This window comes from Mesorhizobium sp. WSM4884, assembly GCF_029625675.1.
Lineage (GTDB): Bacteria > Pseudomonadota > Alphaproteobacteria > Rhizobiales > Rhizobiaceae > Mesorhizobium.
In genome coordinates, this window is sequence record NZ_JARTVO010000011.1 from 24,482 (window position 1) to 42,542 (window position 18,061).

At 64.7% G+C, this 18,061-nt stretch carries 18 protein-coding genes; 8 read left to right on the forward strand and 10 right to left on the reverse strand.

Annotated features, from left to right (window positions below; all coding sequences use genetic code 11):
- Window positions 1-25: 25 nt before the first annotated feature.
- From P9236_RS18360 to P9236_RS18380, 5 genes are all read right to left on the reverse strand, one after another.
- Window positions 26-910: a F0F1 ATP synthase subunit gamma gene (locus P9236_RS18360; RefSeq protein WP_278075899.1), complete on the reverse strand. Its 885-nt coding sequence runs from the start codon at window positions 908-910 to the stop codon at window positions 26-28.
- A 29-nt stretch (window positions 911-939) separates the two neighbouring features.
- Window positions 940-2,469: a F0F1 ATP synthase subunit alpha gene (atpA, locus tag P9236_RS18365; RefSeq protein WP_278075900.1), complete on the reverse strand. Its 1,530-nt coding sequence runs from the start codon at window positions 2,467-2,469 to the stop codon at window positions 940-942.
- Window positions 2,469-3,029 carry a F0F1 ATP synthase subunit delta gene (locus tag P9236_RS18370; protein ID WP_278075901.1) on the reverse strand — a complete coding sequence of 187 codons (561 nt, stop codon included), beginning with the start codon at window positions 3,027-3,029 and terminating at the stop codon, window positions 2,469-2,471. Before P9236_RS18370 ends, atpA begins: the two co-directional genes overlap by 1 nt.
- Before the next feature lie 247 nt (window positions 3,030-3,276).
- Window positions 3,277-3,672, reverse strand: coding sequence for a DUF4345 family protein (locus tag P9236_RS18375; RefSeq protein WP_126091336.1), 396 nt, complete (start codon window positions 3,670-3,672; stop codon window positions 3,277-3,279).
- 122 nt (window positions 3,673-3,794) lie between these two features.
- Entirely contained in the window at window positions 3,795-4,490 is a 696-nt protein-coding gene (locus P9236_RS18380; protein WP_278075902.1) for an aspartate/glutamate racemase family protein, read from the reverse strand.
- Window positions 4,491-4,556: 66 nt separating this feature from the next.
- Between P9236_RS18380 and P9236_RS18385 the strand changes: the two genes are divergently transcribed.
- Together P9236_RS18385 and P9236_RS18390 are read left to right on the forward strand one after the other, a co-directional pair.
- Entirely contained in the window at window positions 4,557-4,802 is a 246-nt protein-coding gene (locus P9236_RS18385) for a type II toxin-antitoxin system Phd/YefM family antitoxin (RefSeq protein ID WP_278075903.1), read from the forward strand.
- Window positions 4,799-5,254 (forward strand): type II toxin-antitoxin system VapC family toxin, encoded by a 456-nt coding sequence (locus P9236_RS18390; RefSeq protein ID WP_278075904.1) that lies wholly within the window; start codon window positions 4,799-4,801, stop codon window positions 5,252-5,254. Before P9236_RS18385 ends, P9236_RS18390 begins: the two co-directional genes overlap by 4 nt.
- A 10-nt stretch (window positions 5,255-5,264) precedes the next feature.
- Here the strand turns inward: P9236_RS18390 and P9236_RS18395 are convergent, their stop codons facing one another.
- On the reverse strand, window positions 5,265-7,448 hold the full coding sequence (locus P9236_RS18395; RefSeq protein ID WP_278075905.1) for a primosomal protein N': 2,184 nt from the start codon (window positions 7,446-7,448) through the stop codon (window positions 5,265-5,267).
- A 91-nt stretch (window positions 7,449-7,539) separates the two neighbouring features.
- Here P9236_RS18395 and fsa point away from each other — a divergent pair, with 91 nt between their 5' ends.
- Complete coding sequence (fsa, locus tag P9236_RS18400; protein WP_278075906.1) at window positions 7,540-8,196, forward strand: fructose-6-phosphate aldolase; 657 nt, start codon at window positions 7,540-7,542, stop codon at window positions 8,194-8,196.
- A 69-nt stretch (window positions 8,197-8,265) separates the two neighbouring features.
- On the opposite strand, the gene lptE is transcribed toward fsa, so the two are convergent.
- Both lptE and leuS read right to left on the reverse strand, forming a co-directional pair.
- Window positions 8,266-8,844: an LPS assembly lipoprotein LptE gene (gene lptE / locus P9236_RS18405; RefSeq protein WP_278075907.1), complete on the reverse strand. Its 579-nt coding sequence runs from the start codon at window positions 8,842-8,844 to the stop codon at window positions 8,266-8,268.
- Entirely contained in the window at window positions 8,831-11,458 is a 2,628-nt protein-coding gene (gene leuS / locus P9236_RS18410; RefSeq protein ID WP_278075908.1) for a leucine--tRNA ligase, read from the reverse strand. Before leuS ends, lptE begins: the two co-directional genes overlap by 14 nt.
- A 146-nt stretch (window positions 11,459-11,604) precedes the next feature.
- Here leuS and P9236_RS18415 point away from each other — a divergent pair, with 146 nt between their 5' ends.
- The 3 genes from P9236_RS18415 to P9236_RS18425 all read left to right on the forward strand — a co-directional run bounded on the left by P9236_RS18415 (window position 11,605) and on the right by P9236_RS18425 (window position 14,031).
- Entirely contained in the window at window positions 11,605-12,270 is a 666-nt protein-coding gene (locus P9236_RS18415) for a YggS family pyridoxal phosphate-dependent enzyme (RefSeq protein WP_278075909.1), read from the forward strand.
- 150 nt (window positions 12,271-12,420) lie between these two features.
- On the forward strand, window positions 12,421-12,822 hold the full coding sequence (locus tag P9236_RS18420; RefSeq protein WP_278075910.1) for a hypothetical protein: 402 nt from the start codon (window positions 12,421-12,423) through the stop codon (window positions 12,820-12,822).
- A gap of 159 nt (window positions 12,823-12,981) precedes the next feature.
- The gene (locus P9236_RS18425; protein ID WP_278075911.1) at window positions 12,982-14,031 is read left to right on the forward strand and encodes an aldo/keto reductase; all 1,050 of its coding nucleotides are present in this window, start codon (window positions 12,982-12,984) and stop codon (window positions 14,029-14,031) included.
- Window positions 14,032-14,092: 61 nt separating this feature from the next.
- On the opposite strand, the gene P9236_RS18430 is transcribed toward P9236_RS18425, so the two are convergent.
- Window positions 14,093-14,998, reverse strand: coding sequence for a LysR family transcriptional regulator (locus P9236_RS18430; RefSeq protein WP_278075912.1), 906 nt, complete (start codon window positions 14,996-14,998; stop codon window positions 14,093-14,095).
- A gap of 123 nt (window positions 14,999-15,121) precedes the next feature.
- Here P9236_RS18430 and P9236_RS18435 point away from each other — a divergent pair, with 123 nt between their 5' ends.
- Both P9236_RS18435 and P9236_RS18440 read left to right on the forward strand, forming a co-directional pair.
- Window positions 15,122-16,306, forward strand: coding sequence for an MFS transporter (locus P9236_RS18435; RefSeq protein WP_278075913.1), 1,185 nt, complete (start codon window positions 15,122-15,124; stop codon window positions 16,304-16,306).
- A 50-nt stretch (window positions 16,307-16,356) separates the two neighbouring features.
- Entirely contained in the window at window positions 16,357-17,391 is a 1,035-nt protein-coding gene (locus P9236_RS18440) for an aldo/keto reductase (RefSeq protein ID WP_278075914.1), read from the forward strand.
- Window positions 17,392-17,525: 134 nt separating this feature from the next.
- Here the strand turns inward: P9236_RS18440 and P9236_RS18445 are convergent, their stop codons facing one another.
- Window positions 17,526-17,798, reverse strand: coding sequence for an usg protein (locus P9236_RS18445; protein WP_278075915.1), 273 nt, complete (start codon window positions 17,796-17,798; stop codon window positions 17,526-17,528).
- Window positions 17,799-18,061: the final 263 nt, after the last annotated feature.

An 18,061-nucleotide genomic window follows, 5' to 3' on the forward strand; every position in this document is an offset into this window, starting at 1 on the left:
AGATCGATGACCTCGCGCGGCGCGCCTAGAGCGCCTCGGCGCCCGAAATGATTTCGATCAGTTCCTTGGTGATCTGCGCCTGCCGCTGGCGGTTGTAGGTGATCGACAGCCTGTTGATCATGTCGCCGGCGTTGCGCGTCGCATTGTCCATCGCGCTCATCTTGGCGCCCATCTCGCCCGCCGCGTTCTCGAGCAGCGCGCGGAAAATCTGCACCGCGATGTTGCGCGGGATGAGGTCGGAAAGGATCTCGCCCGGCTCCGGCTCGTATTCGTAGACGGCGGTGGCGCCGTTGCTCGTCTCGGCTGCGGCGGAAGCCTGGGCCGCCGGAATGATCTGCTGCGCCGTCGGGATCTGGCTGATCACCGACTTGAACTGCGAATAGAACAGCGTGCAGACGTCGAAGCCGCCCTGGTTGAACAGGTTGATGACCTTGCGCGCGATCGCATCGGCATTGACGAAGCCGAGCGTCTTGACCTCGCGCAGGTCGACACGATCGAGGATCAGCGAGCCGTATTCGCGGCGCAGGATGTCGTAGCCCTTCTTGCCGACGCAGATGATCTTGACCTGCTTGCCGTCGGCGAGAAGCCTGCGGATATGATCGCGGGCAAGACGCGCGATCTGCGAGTTGAAGCCACCGCACAGGCCCCGCTCGGCGGTGCAGACGATGAGCAGTTGCACGTCGTCCCTGCCGGTGCCGGTCATCAGCGCCGGGGCGTCGCCGCCGCCGCCGATCGCCTGGGTGATGTTGGCCAGCACCGCGCCCATCCGCTCGGAATAGGGTCTGGCGGCTTCCGCCGCTTCCTGCGCGCGACGCAGCTTCGCCGCGGCGACCATCTGCATCGCCTTGGTGATCTTCTGCGTCGCCTTGACCGAGGCGATACGGTTACGAAGGTCTTTTAACGAAGCCATGCTTCAAACCCGATCCCGTCCGGCTTCGTTCAAGCAAAGGTCTTGGCGAAGGCGTCGATTTCCGCCTTCAGCTTGGCGCGCAGGTCGTCCGATAGCGCCTTCTCCTTGCGGATGCCGTCGAGCACGTCCTTGCCGGCCGAGCGCATGTGGCTGAGCAGGCCATGCTCGAACTTGCCGACCTGGTTGAGCGACAGCTTGTCGAGATAGCCGTTGACGCCGGCAAAGATCACGGCGACCTGCTCCTCGGTCTTGAGCGGCGAGAACTGCGGCTGCTTCAAGAGTTCCGTCAGGCGCGAACCGCGATTCAAGAGGCGCTGCGTGGCGGCGTCGAGGTCGGAGCCGAACTGCGCGAAGGCCGCCATTTCGCGGTACTGCGCAAGCTCACCCTTGATCGAGCCGGCAACCTGCTTCATCGCCTTGATCTGCGCCGACGAGCCGACGCGCGACACCGACAGACCAACGTTCACCGCCGGGCGGATGCCCTGGAAGAACAGGTTGGTTTCGAGGAAGATCTGGCCGTCGGTGATCGAGATCACGTTGGTCGGGATGTAGGCCGACACGTCATTGGCCTGCGTTTCGATGATCGGCAGCGCGGTCAGCGAACCGTTGCCGTTGTCGTCGTTGAGCTTGGCGGCACGCTCCAAGAGACGCGAGTGCAGGTAGAACACGTCGCCCGGATAGGCTTCGCGGCCCGGCGGGCGGCGCAGCAGCAGCGACATCTGGCGGTAGGCGACGGCCTGCTTCGACAGGTCGTCATAGCTGATGAGGGCATGCATGCCGTTGTCGCGGAAATACTCGCCCATCGTGCAGCCGGCGAACGGCGCCAGGAACTGCATCGGCGCAGGGTCGGACGCGGTGGCGGCGATGATGATGGAGTAGTCGAGCGCGCCGCGCTCCTCCAGCACCTTCACGAACTGCGCGACGGTCGAGCGCTTCTGGCCGACGGCGACGTAGACGCAGTAAAGCTTCTCCTTCTCGGGGCCGTTGTCGTGCACCGACTTCTGGTTCAGCATCGTGTCGAGGATGATGGCGGTCTTACCGGTCTGGCGGTCGCCGATGACCAGCTCGCGCTGGCCGCGGCCGACCGGGATCAGCGCGTCGATGGCCTTGAGACCGGTCGACATCGGCTCGTGCACCGACTTGCGCGGAATGATGCCGGGCGCCTTGACATCGACGCGGCGGCGTTCGGTGGCCTTGATCGGTCCCTTGCCGTCGATCGGATTGCCGAGCGCGTCGACCACGCGGCCGAGCAGGCCGGGGCCGACCGGCACGTCGACGATGGCGCCGGTGCGCTTGACGGTGTCGCCTTCCTTGATGTCGCGGTCGTTGCCGAAGATGACGACGCCGACATTGTCGGCTTCGAGGTTCAGCGCCATGCCGCGGATGCCGCCCGGGAATTCGACCATCTCGCCGGCCTGGACGTTGTCGAGGCCGTAGACGCGGGCGATGCCGTCACCGACGGACAGAACCTGGCCGACTTCGGAGACCTCGGCCTCCTTGCCGAAATTCTTGATCTGGTCTTTCAGAATTGCGGAAATTTCCGCGGCGCGGATGTCCATCAGCCGACCTCTTTCAGTGCAAGCTTGAGCGAATTGAGTTTGGTTTTGAGCGACGTGTCGATCTGGCGCGAGCCCATCTTCACGATCAGGCCGCCGAGCAGCGACGGGTCAACCGTCATGGCGATGGCCACGTCCTTGCCGGCGATGCTCTTCAGTGTCGCCTTGAGCTCGGTCTGCTGCGCGGCCGTCAGGGCATGCGCCGAAGTGACCTCGGCGGAAGCCTCGCCACGATGGTCGGCGGCGATCTGGCGGAACGCCTTGATCATGCCAGGCACGGCGAACAGGCGGCGGTTGCGGGCAACGACGCGCAGGAAGTTGCCGACGAGGCCGGTGATCTTGGCCCTGCCGATGATCGCGCCGATGGCCTTGGCCTGATCGTCACTGGAGAACACCGGGCTGTTGATCAGCCGGGTAAGATCGGCGCTGCCGTTCAGCATCGCCTCGAAGTCGTTGAGGTCGGCTTCGACCTTGGCGACCGAATTTTCCTGCAGCGCGAGCTCGAACAGCGAGCTTGCATAGCGTTCTGCGACAGCTGAGATTGGCGATGACGATTGGGCCACGGACCGTCTTTTCTCTTGTCTGACAGGCCGCAGATTGTTGGCGCGAGCAAAAACTCTGGCTAAATCTTTGACCTTACTGCGATTTTTCCAAGCACGGAGGGATGGCTTCCGCTATCCCCGGCCGAAAGTCGATTGCCGTCTAGCACAGGCCTTTTAAGACCGCAATGCATCGTCCGGCATGGTTTTCAGACACTTTTGTCGCATCAGGCGGCGAGGGCCGATCCTGAGCGCCGGATTAATCACGAATTCACGGCACGAAGCCGAAGGCGAAGGCCAGCGGCAGCGCCGCCAACGCCAATTCAACCACGATGGAGGCCCAGTTGAAAGGGGTGTTGGCGCCATCCGACATCATCGACAAAAGCCGGCCGAAAGCGGTGAACAGCCAGGAGAAGCCGAGGGCCATGTAGAGAAGCGGCTGCGCCAACAGGATGCAGCACAGGCTGACGCCAAGATAGAAGCCCGACATGCGGCCGCGCCCCTCGGCGATCGCCGCGGCCTTCTCCGGCTTAGCCTGCAGGCGCAGGATGCGGAAGGCGAGGTTCGGCGCCAGGAATAGAAGCAGGCCGATGAGCAGCGTGACGACGGCGCTCGACCAAGCCAGCCACTCGCCCTGGCTCGCCGGCCACGGAAATGCGAATTCCATCTGATCCCTCGTAAAGTCTTGTTCTGAAATTGCCGGCATTCTAGCGGAGGAAAAGCCGCACGCCAGATGGCGGCCGGCACATTAGAACAGGCGCAAGAAAGACACGTCGGAGGAGCGCCTGATCAGGACAGCGCGAACTCGATCGCGGCCTCGGCATGGATGCGCGTGGTGTCGAACACCGGGATATCGAAATCGCCCTGCCCGATCAGCATGGTGATCTCGGTGCAGCCCATGATGAGGCCGTCGATCTCTTCATCGCGCCGCATGCGGCCGACCTCGGCGATATAGGCGGCCTTCGAGCTGTCCTTGACGACGCCCTGGCAGAGTTCGTCATAGATCACCCGGTGCACCATGTCGCGGCCGGCCTGGTCCGGCACCACGGGCTGCAGTCCGTATTTGTCGGCAAGCCGCCCTTTGTAGAAATCCTGCTCCATGGTGAAGCGGGTCGCCAGCAGCGCCGGACGCTTTACGCCCGCCGCGACGACGGCGTGTGCCGTGGCATCGGCGATGTGGATGAGTGGGATCGACACCGCCGCTTGTACGTCGCCTGCGAGCTTGTGCATGGTGTTGGTGCAGATCACCAACCCATGCGCGCCGGCCGCCTCCAATCCGCGCGCTGCTTCGACAAGCAGCACGCCAGCGCCGTGCCAGTCGCCCGCGTGTTGCCGCTCCGCGATCTCAGCGAAATCGAATGACCACAACAAGAGCTTCGCCGAATGGAGCCCGCCCAGCCGCTCGCGCACGACCTCGTTGAGCAGGCGATAGTAGATGGCGGTCGATTCCCAGCTCATGCCGCCGATGAGGCCAAGGGTTTTCACGAGGACTTGTTCCTTTCCTATGTAATCTCTATATGGTGACCACATGAGACTACAATGGAGGTCATCATGAAAACGGTCCAGCTTCGGGAGGCCAAGGCAGGGCTCTCGGCGCTCGTCGAGGCCGCGGGAAACGGTGAACCTACTACCATCACCAGGCATGGCAAAGCGATTGCCATGGTTGTTCCGATTGATGAGGGGAGAAAGCTTTATCCGCAAGGCAGCCAAAAAGCCTTTGTCGACTTCCTGCTTCAGTATCCTGGTGGCATAGAATTTGAGCGCAACGAATCGCCGTCAGGGGACGTCGAATTTTGAGCGGTTATTTACTCGACACGTCGTTCCTATCGGCCTTTGCGCCTGACCGTCCTCCGCTTCCCTCACACCTGCTGACGTGGGTTGACGAACAGCGGGAACGCGGCTCCTGGCACATGTCATCCGTCGTCGTTTTGGAGCTGGAAAAAGGCATCGCGAAACTGAAGCGATCGGGCGCAAGTTCGAAGGCAGCGCGTATCGGTGACTGGTTCGAACGGCTGCTGACGGAATTCGACCAACGCATTCTGCCAGTGGACGTCGCAATCGCGCGAGAGGCCGGCAAACTGGAAGATGCCGCGATCGCCAAAGGCTTCAATCCTGGCTTGGCCGATGTGCTGATCGCATCGACTGCTCGTTTGAACAGCATGTCCGTCTTAACGGCCAATCTCCGGCATTTCGCGATTCTCGATGTACCTCACCTGAATCCCTTCACTGAAAGTGGTCCGAGGGGGTAATTCCACAAACTCACAGAAAGCTCTGCGGGTCGATGTCGACCTGCACGCGCACCGAGCCGCGCAGCTTCGGCCCGTCCGCCAGCATGGCGCGAATGAAACCCTGCATGTCGGCGCGCCGTTCGCCCTGCACCAGGAGGCGGAAGCGGTGGCGGCCGCCGATCAGCGACAGCGGCGCCTCGGCCGGGCCGAGCACGAAGAGATCGGACGCATTAGGTGCCGCACGCCGCAAGCCCCGCGCATGGGTTTCGGCCTCGCCTCGCGTCGCGGCGCTTACGATGATGCCGGCGAGCCGGCCGAAGGGCGGTAGAGCCGCCCGCTCGCGCTCGGCGATCTCGCGCTCGTAGAACGCTTCCGAATCGCCGGAGACGATCGCCCGCATCACCGGATGGTCCGGCTGGTAGGTCTGCAACAGGCCGAGGCTCTTCTTGCCGGTGCGGCCGGCACGCCCCGTCACCTGGCTGAGCAGCTGGAAGGTGCGCTCGGCGGCGCGCGGATCGCCATTGGCGAGGCCGAGATCGGCGTCGACCACGCCGACCAGCGTCATGCCGGGAAAATTATGGCCCTTGGCGACGAGCTGCGTGCCGATGACAATGTCGGCCTCGCCATTGGCGACGGCCTCGAGCTCGAGCCGCAGCCGGCGCACGCCGCCTAAGAGATCCGACGAGAGCACGATCGTACGCGCCTCCGGGAAATGCGCCACCACCTCCTCGGCGATGCGCTCGACGCCCGGCCCGCAGGCAACCAGGTGATCGAGCGTGCCGCATTCCGGGCAGGCTTCAGGCCGGCGCTCGTTGTGGCCGCAATGATGGCAGACGAGCTGGCCGCGAAAGCGATGCTCCACCAGCCAGGCTGAGCAGACCGGGCAGCCGAAGCGATGGCCGCAGACGCGGCAGAGCGTCAGCGGCGCATAGCCGCGCCGGTTGAGGAAGAGCAGCGACTGCTCTTTTTTCTCAAGCGTGCGCTGCATCTGTTCAAGAAGGACAGGCGACAGGAAGCCGCCGCGCGCCGGCGGCGCGCGCCGCATGTCGATCGATTTCAGGTCGGGAAGTGCCGCCTCGGCGAAGCGCGACGACAGCACCGCTCTGGTGTAGCGGCCCTGGCTTGCATTGACGCGGCTTTCCACCGAAGGCGTCGCCGAGGCGAGCACGACCGGGAAGCTGCCTATATGGCCGCGCACCACCGCCATGTCGCGCGCATTGTAGAAGACGCGGTCCTCCTGCTTGTAGGCGGGGTCGTGCTCTTCGTCGACCACGATCAGGCCTAGCTCCCTGAACGGCAGGAACAGCGCCGAGCGCGCGCCGGCGACGACGCGCACACCGCCTTCCGCCACCTGCCGCCAGACGCGCTCGCGCATCCTGGGCGGCAGGTCCGAATGCCACTCCGCCGGCTTGGCGCCGAAGCGGTCCTGGAAGCGTTCGAGGAAGGCATGGGTCAGCGCGATCTCCGGCAGCAGGATCAGCACCTGCCTGCCCTTGTCGAGCGCCGCCGCCACCGCCTCGAAATAGACTTCCGTTTTGCCCGATCCGGTAACGCCGTCGAGAAGAGTGACGTTGAAGGCATCGGTGGCGATTGCCGCGCGCAGCTTGTCGGCCGCAGCCTTCTGGTCGGGCATCAATTCCGGCACAGCATGGCAGGGATCGGGCGCGGCGACCACCGGCCTTGGCGGGATCATGACCGTCTCGAACACGCCTTGCGCCCTCAAGCCGTCTATGACGGTCGACGACACGCCCGCCGCATGCGCGAGCCCCGAGCGCGTCCAGGCAAGGCCGCCCTCGGCCGTCTCCAGCACGCGGCGCCGGGCGTCGGTCAATCGGTCGGGTTCCGCGAGGGTGCGCTGCAGCCCTTCGATCCACGGTTCCGGGTCGAAGGCTTCGGGTGCCCTGAGCAGCATGCGCGCCACCATGCCGGGGGCCGACAGCGTATATTGCGCGATCCAGTCGACGAAGCGGCGCATGGCCTTGTCGATCGGCGGGCAGTCGAAGACCTCCTCGATCGGCCGCAGTTTTTTCGGATCGACCGTTTCGACGACGCCGTCCCAGACGATGCCGGCGACCTGGCGCGGTCCCAGCGGCACGCGCACGATCGAGCCCGGCACCACGCGCATGCCGGGCGGCACGGCATAGGTGTAGGGCCGTTCGGCCGGCATCGGCACCAGCACCGGTGCGGCCGCGACAAAGGGCGAATCTTCCATCATGAGGCGTGACCTTGCCCCGACTTTGCTCTAGATCAAAGGGTGACTCTCGAACGTGCCAGACCGGCACCAGGAAATCCCCAAGGAGACCGCAATGAAATTTTTTGTCGACACCGCCGACATCAAGGAGATCAAGGAACTGAACGACCTGGGGCTGCTCGACGGCGTCACCACCAACCCCTCGCTGATCCTGAAATCCGGCGGCAAGATCTCCGAGGTGACGAAGCAGATCTGCGACATCGTCGAAGGCCCGGTCTCGGCCGAGGTCGTGGCCACCGAATTCAAGGACATGATGGGCGAAGCCGAGGTGCTGGCCAAGATCGCGCCCAATGTCTGCATCAAGGTGCCGCTGACGCTGGATGGTCTGAAGGCCTGCAAGACGATCCGTACCCAGATGAACCGCATGGTCAACGTCACGCTCTGCTTCTCGGCCAACCAGGCGCTGCTTGCCGCCAAGGCCGGCGCCTCCTTCATCTCACCTTTCGTCGGCCGCATCGACGACACCGGCTCGGACGGCATGGAGCTGATCTCGGAAATCCGCACCATCTACGACAATTACGATTTCAAGACCGAGATTCTCACTGCTTCGGTGCGTACGGTGAACCACGTCAAGCAGGCAGCCTTGATCGGCGCCGACGTGGTGACCGCGCCGCCGGCGACGCTGCGGGCGCTGGTCAACCACCCGCTCACCGACAAGGGCCTTGCCGCCTTCCTCGCCGACTGGGCCAAGACCGGCCAGAAGATCAACTGAGACGACACGCCGAACGGAAAAAGGCCGGGCAACCGGCCTTTATTCGTTGGTGAAGCACGATCTGTGTGATCAGGCCTTGCCGTGCTTGGCCAGATCCTGGGCGATCGCCAGGCGCAGCAGATCGGCGAGCTCGCGGGCGGCGCGGTTCTCGGCGTCGATCTGCGCCCGGTAGGCGGCGAACTCTTGGCGCGGCCGATCGAAGGATGACGGGATCGAGCGCTTGCCGACCGCGACCACCGTGCCGGTCGCGGAATCACGCAGGACATAATTGGCGGTGAGCGTCACGGTGCCTGCCGTCGGCTCGTCCTCTTCGGTCTGCACCTGGACGATGGCCGCCGATTCGACCAGCTCGCTGACGCCGAGATCCAGCGTGTAGGCAGGCGATGCCGGCTCGCCCGAGCCCTGGCCGAAGGCGAAGATCAGATTGTTGCGCACCTGCTGGCCGTAACGCGTGCCGACCGGCTTGATCGAGATCGATGCCAGCTCGGCGGCTGCGCCGGCCTGCGAGCCGACGGCAAGCGGCGCGCTGGAATAGAGCGGCCGCACCGTGCAGGCCGAGACCAGCGCCAGCGAGGCGACCAGGCCACCGATAGCCGCGCGGCGCAGCAAACGCGCCGCCTGTGACTTTTCCGGATCAGGCAACGACATTGACGATCCTCTGCGGGACGATGATCACCTTGCGCGGGGCCTTGCCATCGAGCGCTTTTTGCACGAAGTCGAGAGCCAGCACCGCTTGTTCGACGGCACCTTGATCCGCGTCGCGGGCAATTGTCAAATCCCCGCGCTTCTTGCCGTTGACCTGCACCGGCAGCACGATCTCGTTGTCGACGACCAGAGCCGGATCGTAGACCGGCCACGGCCGTTCGGCGACCATGTCGGTGCTGCCCAGCGCCTCCCAGCATTCCTCGGCCAGATGCGGCATCACCGGCGCGATCACGTGCACAAGGATCTCGACGGCCTCGCGGCAGGCGGCTTTCAGCGCCGCGTCCGCCTTGCCCTCGGCGACATCATTGAGCGGCGTGGTCAGCGCGTTCGCAAGCTCGTAGATGCGCGCGATCGCCCGGTTGAAGCCGAGCTTCTCGATGTCCTCGCCGATCGCCTTCAGGATCTTGTGCGCGGCCTTGGAGACGGCGCCCGCCTCGCCGTCCTTCGCCGCGGCCGGCTTGACGCCGGCGAGCTGCTCGGCCGCGATCTGCACCAGGCGCCAGACGCGCTGCACGAAGCGATGCGCGCCGGCGGCACCCTCGTCCGTCCATTCGACGTCGCGTTCGGGCGGCGAGTCCGACAGCATGAACCAGCGCGCTGTGTCGGCGCCGTAGCCGTCGGTAATCTCTTCTGGGCTCACCGTGTTCTTCTTCGACTTCGACATTTTCTCGAGCGCGCCGATCGTCGCTTCCTCGCCGGTCGCGATCTCGATGGCGCGGCGCCTGCCGCCGACATCCTCGATCTTGATCTCGCCCGGCGACAGCCAGCGCCCATTGGCCGACGAGCCGCCGACACGATAGGTTTCGTGCACCACCATGCCTTGCGTGAACAGGCCCTTGAACGGCTCGGCGAGGTTGAGATGCCCGGTCTCGCGCATGGCGCGGGTGAAGAAGCGCGAATAGAGCAGATGCAGGATCGCGTGCTCGATGCCGCCGATATACTGGTCGACCGCCAGCCATTCGTCGGCCGCCTTCGGCTCGGTCGGCTCGTTGGCCCAGGGCGCGGTGAAACGGGCGAAATACCAGGACGAGTCAACGAAGGTGTCCATCGTGTCAGTCTCGCGCCGCGCGTCGCGCCCGCATTGCGGGCACTTCACGTGGCGCCAGGTCGGATGGCGGTCGAGCGGATTGCCCGGACGGTCGAACTCGATGTCGTCGGGCAGCCGGACCGGCAGGTCGGCCTTCGGCACCGGCACGACGCCGCAGGCTTCGCAATGGATCATCGGGATCGGGCAGCCCCAGTAGCGCTGGCGCGAGATGCCCCAGTCGCGCAGGCGGAAATTCACCTTGCGCTCCGCCATCGGCCGGCCGCCGATCGTCTTCTGCTCGAGCAGCTTGGCCACCTCGTCGAAGGCCCGCTCCGGCTTCATGCCGTCGAGGAAGCGCGAGTTGATCATCACGCCGTCGCCGTCATAGGCCTCCTCGATGATCTGGAAGCTTCCCTGATTTTCGCCTTCCGGCATCACCACCGGGATCACCGGCAGGCCATATTTGTTAGCGAAGTCGAGGTCGCGCTGATCGCCCGACGGGCAGCCGAAGATGGCGCCGGTGCCGTATTCCATCAGCACGAAATTGGCCACATAGACCGGCAGCGTCCAGCCGTCATCGAAGGGATGGACGACGCGGATGCCGGTGTCGAAACCCTTCTTCTCGGCCGTCTCGAGCGCAGCCACCGAGGTGCCCATGTGGCGGACCTCGTCGATGAACTTGGCCAGCGCCGGATTGTTCTCGGCGGCTTTTTTGGCCAGCGGATGGTCGGCGGCGACCGCCATGAAGGAGGCGCCGAAGATCGTGTCCGGCCTGGTCGTGTAGACTTCCAGCTCGTGCATGTCGCCAACCGGAGCGGCCAGCGGCCAGCGGATCAGCAGCCCTTCCGAGCGGCCGATCCAGTTGTGCTGCATCAGCTTGACCTTTTCCGGCCACTCGTCGAGGCGGTCGAGCGACTCCAGCAGGTCCTGCGCATAGTCGGTGATCTTGAAGAACCATTGCGTCAGCTCGCGCTGCTCGACCAGCGCGCCCGAGCGCCAGCCGCGGCCGTCGATGACCTGCTCGTTGGCGAGCACCGTCATGTCTTCCGGGTCCCAGTTGACCTTGGAGGATTTGCGCGTCACCAGCCCTTTCTCAACGAAGTCGAGGAACAGCATCTGCTGGCGGTGGTAGTAGTCGACGTCGCAGGTTGCGAACTCGCGCGCCCAGTCGAGCGACAGGCCCATGACCTTGAGCTGCTCGCGCATGACGGCGATGTTCTCATAGGTCCAGTCCTTCGGATGGACCTTGTTCTGCATCGCCGCGTTCTCGGCTGGCATGCCGAAGGCATCCCAGCCCATCGGGTGCAGCACGTTGAAGCCCTTGGCCCGCTTGTAGCGCGCCACGACGTCGCCCATCGTGTAGTTGCGGGTGTGGCCGATATGGATCTTCCCCGACGGATAGGGGAACATCTCGAGCACGTAATATTTCGGCTTCGGGTCGTCGTTCCTGGCCTCGAACAGCTTCTTTTCGGCCCAGGCCTTCTGCCATTTGGGCTCTGACGTGCGCGGATTGTATCGTTCGGTTGCCATCGGATGTTTTTCACTTAAAAGCGGCTGTGCGGCGCCGGACAAGGCCGGCAGCCTAGACAATGTCGTCGCGGTGTTCACCATGGATTGCCGGACCCGTCAACTGTGGCGATCCGGCGTTGGCGCTAAACTATAGGCAGGATATGGGCATGACGAGTGCCGCCGAACAGCTTCTCGCCGTCAAGGCGAGGATCGCGAATGCCGAGCGCGAGGCCGGGCGCGAGCCCGGCGCCGTCACGCTGGTCGCGGTATCGAAGACCTTTGCGGCCGAGGATATTCGCCCCGTGATCGAGGCCGGACAGCGCGTTTTCGGCGAGAACCGCGTGCAGGAAGCCCAAGCCAAATGGCCGGGGCTGAGAGAAGCGTTTCCCGATGTCGAGCTGCACCTGATCGGACCGCTGCAGTCCAACAAGGCCAAGGAAGCGGTGGCGCTTTTCGATGTCATCGAGACGATCGATCGCGAGAAGATCGCCGCCGAGCTTGCCAAGGAGATTGCGAGACAAGGTCGCACGCCAAAACTCTACGTCCAGGTCAACACCGGCTCCGAACCGCAAAAGGCCGGCATCGAGCCGCGCGAGGCCGTCGCCTTCGTCAGCCGCTGCCGCGAGGCGCATGGCCTCGTTATCGAAGGGTTGATGTGCATTCCGCCGGCGGACGAGAATCCTGGCCCGCATTTCGCGCTTCTGGAAAAGATCGCCCGCGAAGCCGGCGTCGCAAAACTCTCGATGGGCATGTCCAGCGATTACGAGACCGCGATCGCCTTCGGCGCGACCAGCGTCAGGGTCGGCTCGGCGATCTTCGGCGGCCGGGCCTGAGCATTCCCCGGGAAAGCGTGTACCGGCATTCCATCGGGAAAAACAAAGGCTGGCGCAGGCGCGTCATACCACCGCATTGTCGCGCCATGCCACCTCACTAGGTGCGGATGAGGAACGAGCGCGTGGCTCCTCAAGTCATAGGAGGCCCCGATGACTGTCACACGCCAAGACCAGGAAATCACACACGACCAGCAGGCCTCCCGCGGACTGCACCGATGGGTCTATTATGCCATGGTGGGGCTTGCGGCCTGCTATTCGCTGTCGGCCTGGATCGGCTTTGCCGGCGGCTATGACGAATATCTGCTTTTCGTCGTGACCGGCTTCATCGTGATGTCGGTCGCACTGCCGGCTATCGCCGGCCGCGTCTGGCGCCATCACCGGCTCAGTCGTCCCGGCAAGGCAAAGGCTTTCCCCGACTGGATCGCAGGCGAGTTCGATACAAGCGATCATCCGGTGAAAGCCAGCACCGCGATGATTGAAATTCTCCTGCCGCTTGCCGCCGTCGCATTCGGCATGACGCTGTTCGCGGTCCTTGCTCTCGTGGAGAGCTGATCCACTCTATTCGTCACGATCTCGTTACCGAGCCCTCAGCGGGGCGATTTCGTAGCCCCGGCGCTTGAAACGAAACGGGCCGTTCCTATTTCCCTCGTGTCATTCAGACAAACCTGTCGTTCAGACATCACCCAATCCTTCTCTCGGGGAAATCTCACCATGCGCTACAACCAGCTCGGCAACACCGGCCTGTTCGTCTCCGAACTCTGCCTCGGCACGATGACCTTCGGCGCCGCCGGCGAGAATGCTCAATGGGGCTTGATCGCCAGCCTCGACCAGAAAGGCGTCAACGAGATCGTCGGTCGCTCGATCGCCGCAGGCATCAATTTCTTCGACACCGCGGACGTCTACTCTTTCGGCCAGTCGGAGCGGCTTCTCGGCCAGTCACTCAAGGATCTCGGCGTCAAGCGCTCGGACGTCATCATCGCCACCAAGGTGCATGGCGTCATGGGCGAAGGCCCCAACCAGCGCGGCTCCTCGCGCGGCCACATCATGGATTCGATCGACGGCAGCCTCGAGCGGCTGCAGACCGACCATATCGACCTCTACCAGTTGCACGGCACCGATACGGTGACGCCGATCGACGAGACGCTGCGCGCGCTCGACGACCTCGTCGCCAGCGGCAAGGTGCGTTACGTCGGCGTCTCCAACTGGCAGGCCTGGCGCATCGCCAAGGCCCTCGGCATCGCCGAGCGCAAGGACTATGCCCGCTTCGAGACGGTGCAGTCCTATTACTCGATCGCCGGCCGCGATCTCGAACGCGAGATCGTGCCGCTCATCAACGAGGAGAAGCTCGGCCTCATGGTCTGGTCGCCGATGGCTGGCGGGCTGCTCTCCGGCAAATATGGCCCCGGCGCACCGGGCAATGGCGAGGGCCGCCGCGCCAGTTTCAACTTCCCGCCGGTCAACGAGGACCGCGCCTGGGCGGCGGTCGCCGCCATGCGCGAGATTGCCAGGAGGCACGATGTCAGCGTCGCCACGGTGGCGCTGGGCTATGTGCTGGCCAAGCCCTTCGTGATGAGCGTCCTCATCGGCGCCAGCCGCATGGATCAGCTCGAACAGAACCTCGCGGCCACCGGACTGAAGCTCGACGCCGACGATCTCGCCAGGCTCGACGAGGTCAGCGCGCTGCCTTCCGAATATCCCGGCTGGATGCTGGAGCGGCAGGGCGCCGGCCGGCGTCCAGCGCCCTTCGTGCCGAAGGCGTAATTGTCCCAACACGGGCCAAACTTTCGCAAGCCGCGCGTCCTTCTGGTGCGCGGCTTGTTCTTTAGAGGCGCACCGTCTCGGCGAGAAAGTCGAGAAAGGCGCGCACCCTGGCCGGCAGATGCTTGCCCTGGCCAACATAGACGGCGTGCGTCGGCTCCTCGTCGCCGGGATTGAACTCTTCCAGCAGCGGCACCAACCGCCCGGTGACAATATCGGGCTCGACATGCCAGCGCGCCAGGCGCGCGACACCCGCTCCGGCCAACGTCGTCAGCCGCATCGCCTCGCCGTCGCTAACCGTCGCGTTGCCGACAATCGGGACGATGATCGGCGCACCATCCGGACCGATGAACGGCAAGCCATCGATATGCCGCACAAAGCCGAAGGCGAGCAGATTGTGATTGCTGAGATCGGCAGGCTTGCGTGGCGTGCCGCGCGCTTCGAGATAGGCAGGCGACGCGACCACCACCATCCGGCTCTGGCCGAGCTTGCGCGCCACCAGGCGTGACTCGCGCAGCGGCCCGGCGCGGATGGCGACGTCGGCGCGCTCTTCCAGAAGGTCGATGACACTGTCGGTCAGCACGGCTTCGACGAAAATCTCGGGGTACTTTTCCAGGAAACGCGGCAGCAGCGCCATCAGCCGGTGCTGGCCGAACGGCACATAGGAATTGACCCTCAGCCTGCCGCGCGGCGCCGCACCCGCCGCCGCTTCGCGTTCCGCCGCATCCATATCGGCGAGGATCCGCACGCCGCTGTCGTGGAAGGCGACCCCTTCCGGGGTCAGCTGCAGCCGCCGCGTCGAGCGGCCGAGAAGTCGCGCGCCGAGCCGCGCCTCCAGCCGCGCGATCAGCTTGCTCACCGCTGACGGCGTCATGCGCAGCGCGCGCGCCGCGGCCGAGAAGCTGCCCGCCTCGACGACGCGGACGAACACCTCGATCTCGCCGGAACGGTTGATTTCGGGCCTCGCCATTCGTGAACCTATTTCACAGAAAATATGCCTGATGCAAGGCTGGTTCACAGCTCCGAGGATCACGATGTTCCCGGTCGGGGCGCGGGATTGAGCGTCCTCTTTTCGACCAATCGGACCATCGCCATGCCTCTTGCTCTCTATGCCCTCACCGCCGGCGCCTTCGGCATCGGTGTCACCGAATTCGTCATCATGGGCCTGCTGCTCGACGTCAGCGCCGATCTCGGCGTCTCGATCTCGGCCGCGGGCATGCTGATCTCCGGCTATGCGCTGGGCGTCGTCGTCGGCGCGCCGTTGCTTGGCGCGCTCACCGGCCGCCTGTCGAAGAAGACGCTGCTGCTTGCCCTGATGGTGGTCTTTACCGTCGGCAACCTCGCCTGCGCGCTGGCGCCCGACTACTGGACGCTGATGGCGGCGCGTGTGCTCACCGCCTTCGCCCATGCCTCCTTCTTCGGCGTCGGCTCGGTCGTCGCCACCAGCCTTGTCGCGCCCAACCGGAAAGCCTCGGCCATCGCGCTGATGTTCACCGGCCTTACCGTCGCCAACATCCTCGGCGTGCCGTTCGGCACTTGGCTCGGCCAGGCCTATGGCTGGCGCTCCACCTTCCTTGCCGTCACGTTGGTCGGCATCGTCGCCTTTGCCGTCATCGCGCTTTTGGTGCCGCGCGACGAACCGGCCGCGGCCGGCGGGGAAGAGAGCTCGGAAGGCGCGCTTGCCGTGCTTGGCCGCCGGCCGGTGCTGCTCGGCCTGCTGACCACGGTGCTGAGCTGGGTCGGCGTCTTCGCCGCCTTCACCTATCTAGCGCCGATCCTCACCCGCATCAGCGGCTTTTCCGAAGCCGCCGTGTCGCCGATCCTTCTCGTCTTCGGCGGCGGGCTGGTGGCCGGCAACCTGCTTGGCGGACGCCTGGCCGACCGGCATCTGGTGCCGACCGTCATCGGCACGCTGGTCGCGCTCTCGGCCGTGCTGTTCGTCATGACCGCCGCGATCCATCAGGCGGTTGCGGCAATCGTCGCCGTCGGCCTGCTGGGCGCGGCCGCCTTCGCCACCGTGGCGCCGCTGCAGATGTGGGTGCTGGACAAGGCCAGGGGCGCCGGCCAGGGCCTCGCCTCGTCCTTCAACATCGCCGCCTTCAACCTCGGTAACGCGATCGGCGCCTGGCTCGGCGGCTTCGTCATCGATCATGGGCCGGGCCTCGGCGCCGTCACCCTTGTCGCAGGCCTGGTGCCGCTCGCGGCGATTGCCCTCGTGTTCCTGGCCCTTCGCCTTGAGCGCCGCGCGATCGGTTCGCCGGCGCTGGCCCAGTGCTGACCAGCCCAAATCCGCCCTCGACATTACAATTTTGGACAAGGAGCAAAACCATGGACTATCGACGTCTCGGCGCATCCGGCCTGAAAGTGCCGGCGCTTTCCTTCGGCGCCGGAATCTTCGGCGGCTCCGGGCCGCTGTTCGGCGCCTGGGGCAACAGCGACGCTAAGGAGGCGCGCCGGCTGGTCGACATCTGCCTGGAAGCAGGCGCCAACCTCTTCGACACGGCCGACGTCTATTCGAACGGTGCTTCGGAGGAGGTGCTGGGCGAAGCGATCAAGGGCCGCCGCGACGCGGTTCTGATCTCCACCAAGACCGCGCTGCCGATGGGCGACGGCCCGGCCGATTACGGTTCGTCGCGCTCGCGGCTGATCCGCTCCGTCGACGCGGCGCTGAAGCGCCTCGGCACCGACTATATCGACTTGCTTCAGCTCCACGCCTTCGACGCCGCGACGCCGATCGAGGAGGTGCTGTCGACGCTGGGCGACCTCGTTCGCGTGGGCAAGCTGCGCTATGTCGGCGTCTCCAACTTCTCCGGCTGGCAGGTGATGAAATCGCTCGGCCTGGCGGAGAAGCATGGCTATCCGCGCTATGTCGCGCATCAGGTCTACTACTCGCTGGTCGGTCGCGACTATGAATGGGAGCTGATGCCGCTCGGTCTCGACCAGGGCGTCGGCGCCCTTGTGTGGAGTCCGCTCGGCTGGGGCCGGCTGACCGGCAAGATCCGTCGCGGCCAACCGCTGCCGAAAACGAGCCGGCTGCACGACACGGCAAGCTTCGGCCCGCCGGTCGAAGACGGGCATCTCTATCGGGTAGTCGACGCGCTCGAAACCGTGGCCGCCGAAGCCGGCAAGACCGTGCCGCAGGTCGCGATCAACTGGCTGCTACAGCGGCCGACCGTGTCGTCGGTAATCATAGGCGCGCGCAACGAGGAGCAGTTGCGGCAAAATCTCGGCGCCGTCGGCTGGTCATTGACGCCGGAACAGATGAAGGCGCTCGATGAAGCGAGCGCGGTGACCGCGCCCTATCCTTACTTCCCCTATCGGCGGCAGGAAGGGTTCGCCCGGCTCAACCCACCGGCGGTGTGATTGAGTCGCGAACACCCCATCGGGGCGATCGTGAACATACCGGATTAGCCGCAGCCTCCGAACTTCGTCATCCACGGGCGGAGCAGCCGCGAAGCGGCGTCGCGAAGACCCGGGGATGACGAAGCGAGAGCCGTTCAGTGCAGCACGAACTCCCCGTCCACCTTCCGCCACTCGTTCGGCGCGATCAGCTTCTGGTGCGTGTAGGTCACCGAATGCAGCGGGCCGTCGAGCTTGGTCTTCCAGAATTCGATGAAGCGGATCAGCACCGGAAATTGCGGCGCGATGTCGTAGTCCTGCCAGATGAAGCTTTGCAGCAAATGCGGGTGATCGGGAAAATGGTAGAGTATCTTGGCCGTGGTCAGCCCATAGCCCCTGAGCATCAGATCCATTTCGGAATGGTCATGCATGGCAGCCCCCTTAAGGCTCGATCTCCTTTCCTCCCGATCTCCGATTCTGCGCTCGGTTGCTTAACTGTCTATTGATTTTCGCACATCTGACCCAAGTTTTCCATCGGAAAAACAAGTGGTTAGCAGCCCTGGAGCGAGAGTGCTAACAGGCATTTGGACTTGCCCCTGCGTCATCCCGCCGCGCGAATCCAACGTCTAATATTGCCGTGAAGGCGGAACTGTTAATAATGCCGGCGAATTCGCGGCCGCTTCGCCGCGATACC

Excerpts from the sequence above, each read along its gene's own strand:
- P9236_RS18420 (WP_278075910.1), top strand. The coding sequence starts at position 12,421 with ATGACTGTCACACGCCAAGACCAGGAAATCACACACGACCAGCAGGCC.
- P9236_RS18415 (WP_278075909.1), top strand. The coding sequence starts at position 11,605 with ATGACGAGTGCCGCCGAACAGCTTCTCGCCGTCAAGGCGAGGATCGCG.
- P9236_RS18440 (WP_278075914.1), top strand. The coding sequence starts at position 16,357 with ATGGACTATCGACGTCTCGGCGCATCCGGCCTGAAAGTGCCGGCGCTT.
- P9236_RS18360 (WP_278075899.1), bottom strand. The coding sequence starts at position 910 with ATGGCTTCGTTAAAAGACCTTCGTAACCGTATCGCCTCGGTCAAGGCG.
- P9236_RS18385 (WP_278075903.1), top strand. The coding sequence starts at position 4,557 with ATGAAAACGGTCCAGCTTCGGGAGGCCAAGGCAGGGCTCTCGGCGCTC.
- P9236_RS18435 (WP_278075913.1), top strand. The coding sequence starts at position 15,122 with ATGCCTCTTGCTCTCTATGCCCTCACCGCCGGCGCCTTCGGCATCGGT.
- fsa (WP_278075906.1), top strand. The coding sequence starts at position 7,540 with ATGAAATTTTTTGTCGACACCGCCGACATCAAGGAGATCAAGGAACTG.
- P9236_RS18375 (WP_126091336.1), bottom strand. The coding sequence starts at position 3,672 with ATGGAATTCGCATTTCCGTGGCCGGCGAGCCAGGGCGAGTGGCTGGCT.
- P9236_RS18430 (WP_278075912.1), bottom strand. The coding sequence starts at position 14,998 with ATGGCGAGGCCCGAAATCAACCGTTCCGGCGAGATCGAGGTGTTCGTC.
- P9236_RS18445 (WP_278075915.1), bottom strand. The coding sequence starts at position 17,798 with ATGCATGACCATTCCGAAATGGATCTGATGCTCAGGGGCTATGGGCTG.
- leuS (WP_278075908.1), bottom strand. The coding sequence starts at position 11,458 with ATGGCAACCGAACGATACAATCCGCGCACGTCAGAGCCCAAATGGCAG.
- P9236_RS18395 (WP_278075905.1), bottom strand. The coding sequence starts at position 7,448 with ATGATGGAAGATTCGCCCTTTGTCGCGGCCGCACCGGTGCTGGTGCCG.
- P9236_RS18425 (WP_278075911.1), top strand. The coding sequence starts at position 12,982 with ATGCGCTACAACCAGCTCGGCAACACCGGCCTGTTCGTCTCCGAACTC.
- lptE (WP_278075907.1), bottom strand. The coding sequence starts at position 8,844 with ATGTCGTTGCCTGATCCGGAAAAGTCACAGGCGGCGCGTTTGCTGCGC.
- atpA (WP_278075900.1), bottom strand. The coding sequence starts at position 2,469 with ATGGACATCCGCGCCGCGGAAATTTCCGCAATTCTGAAAGACCAGATC.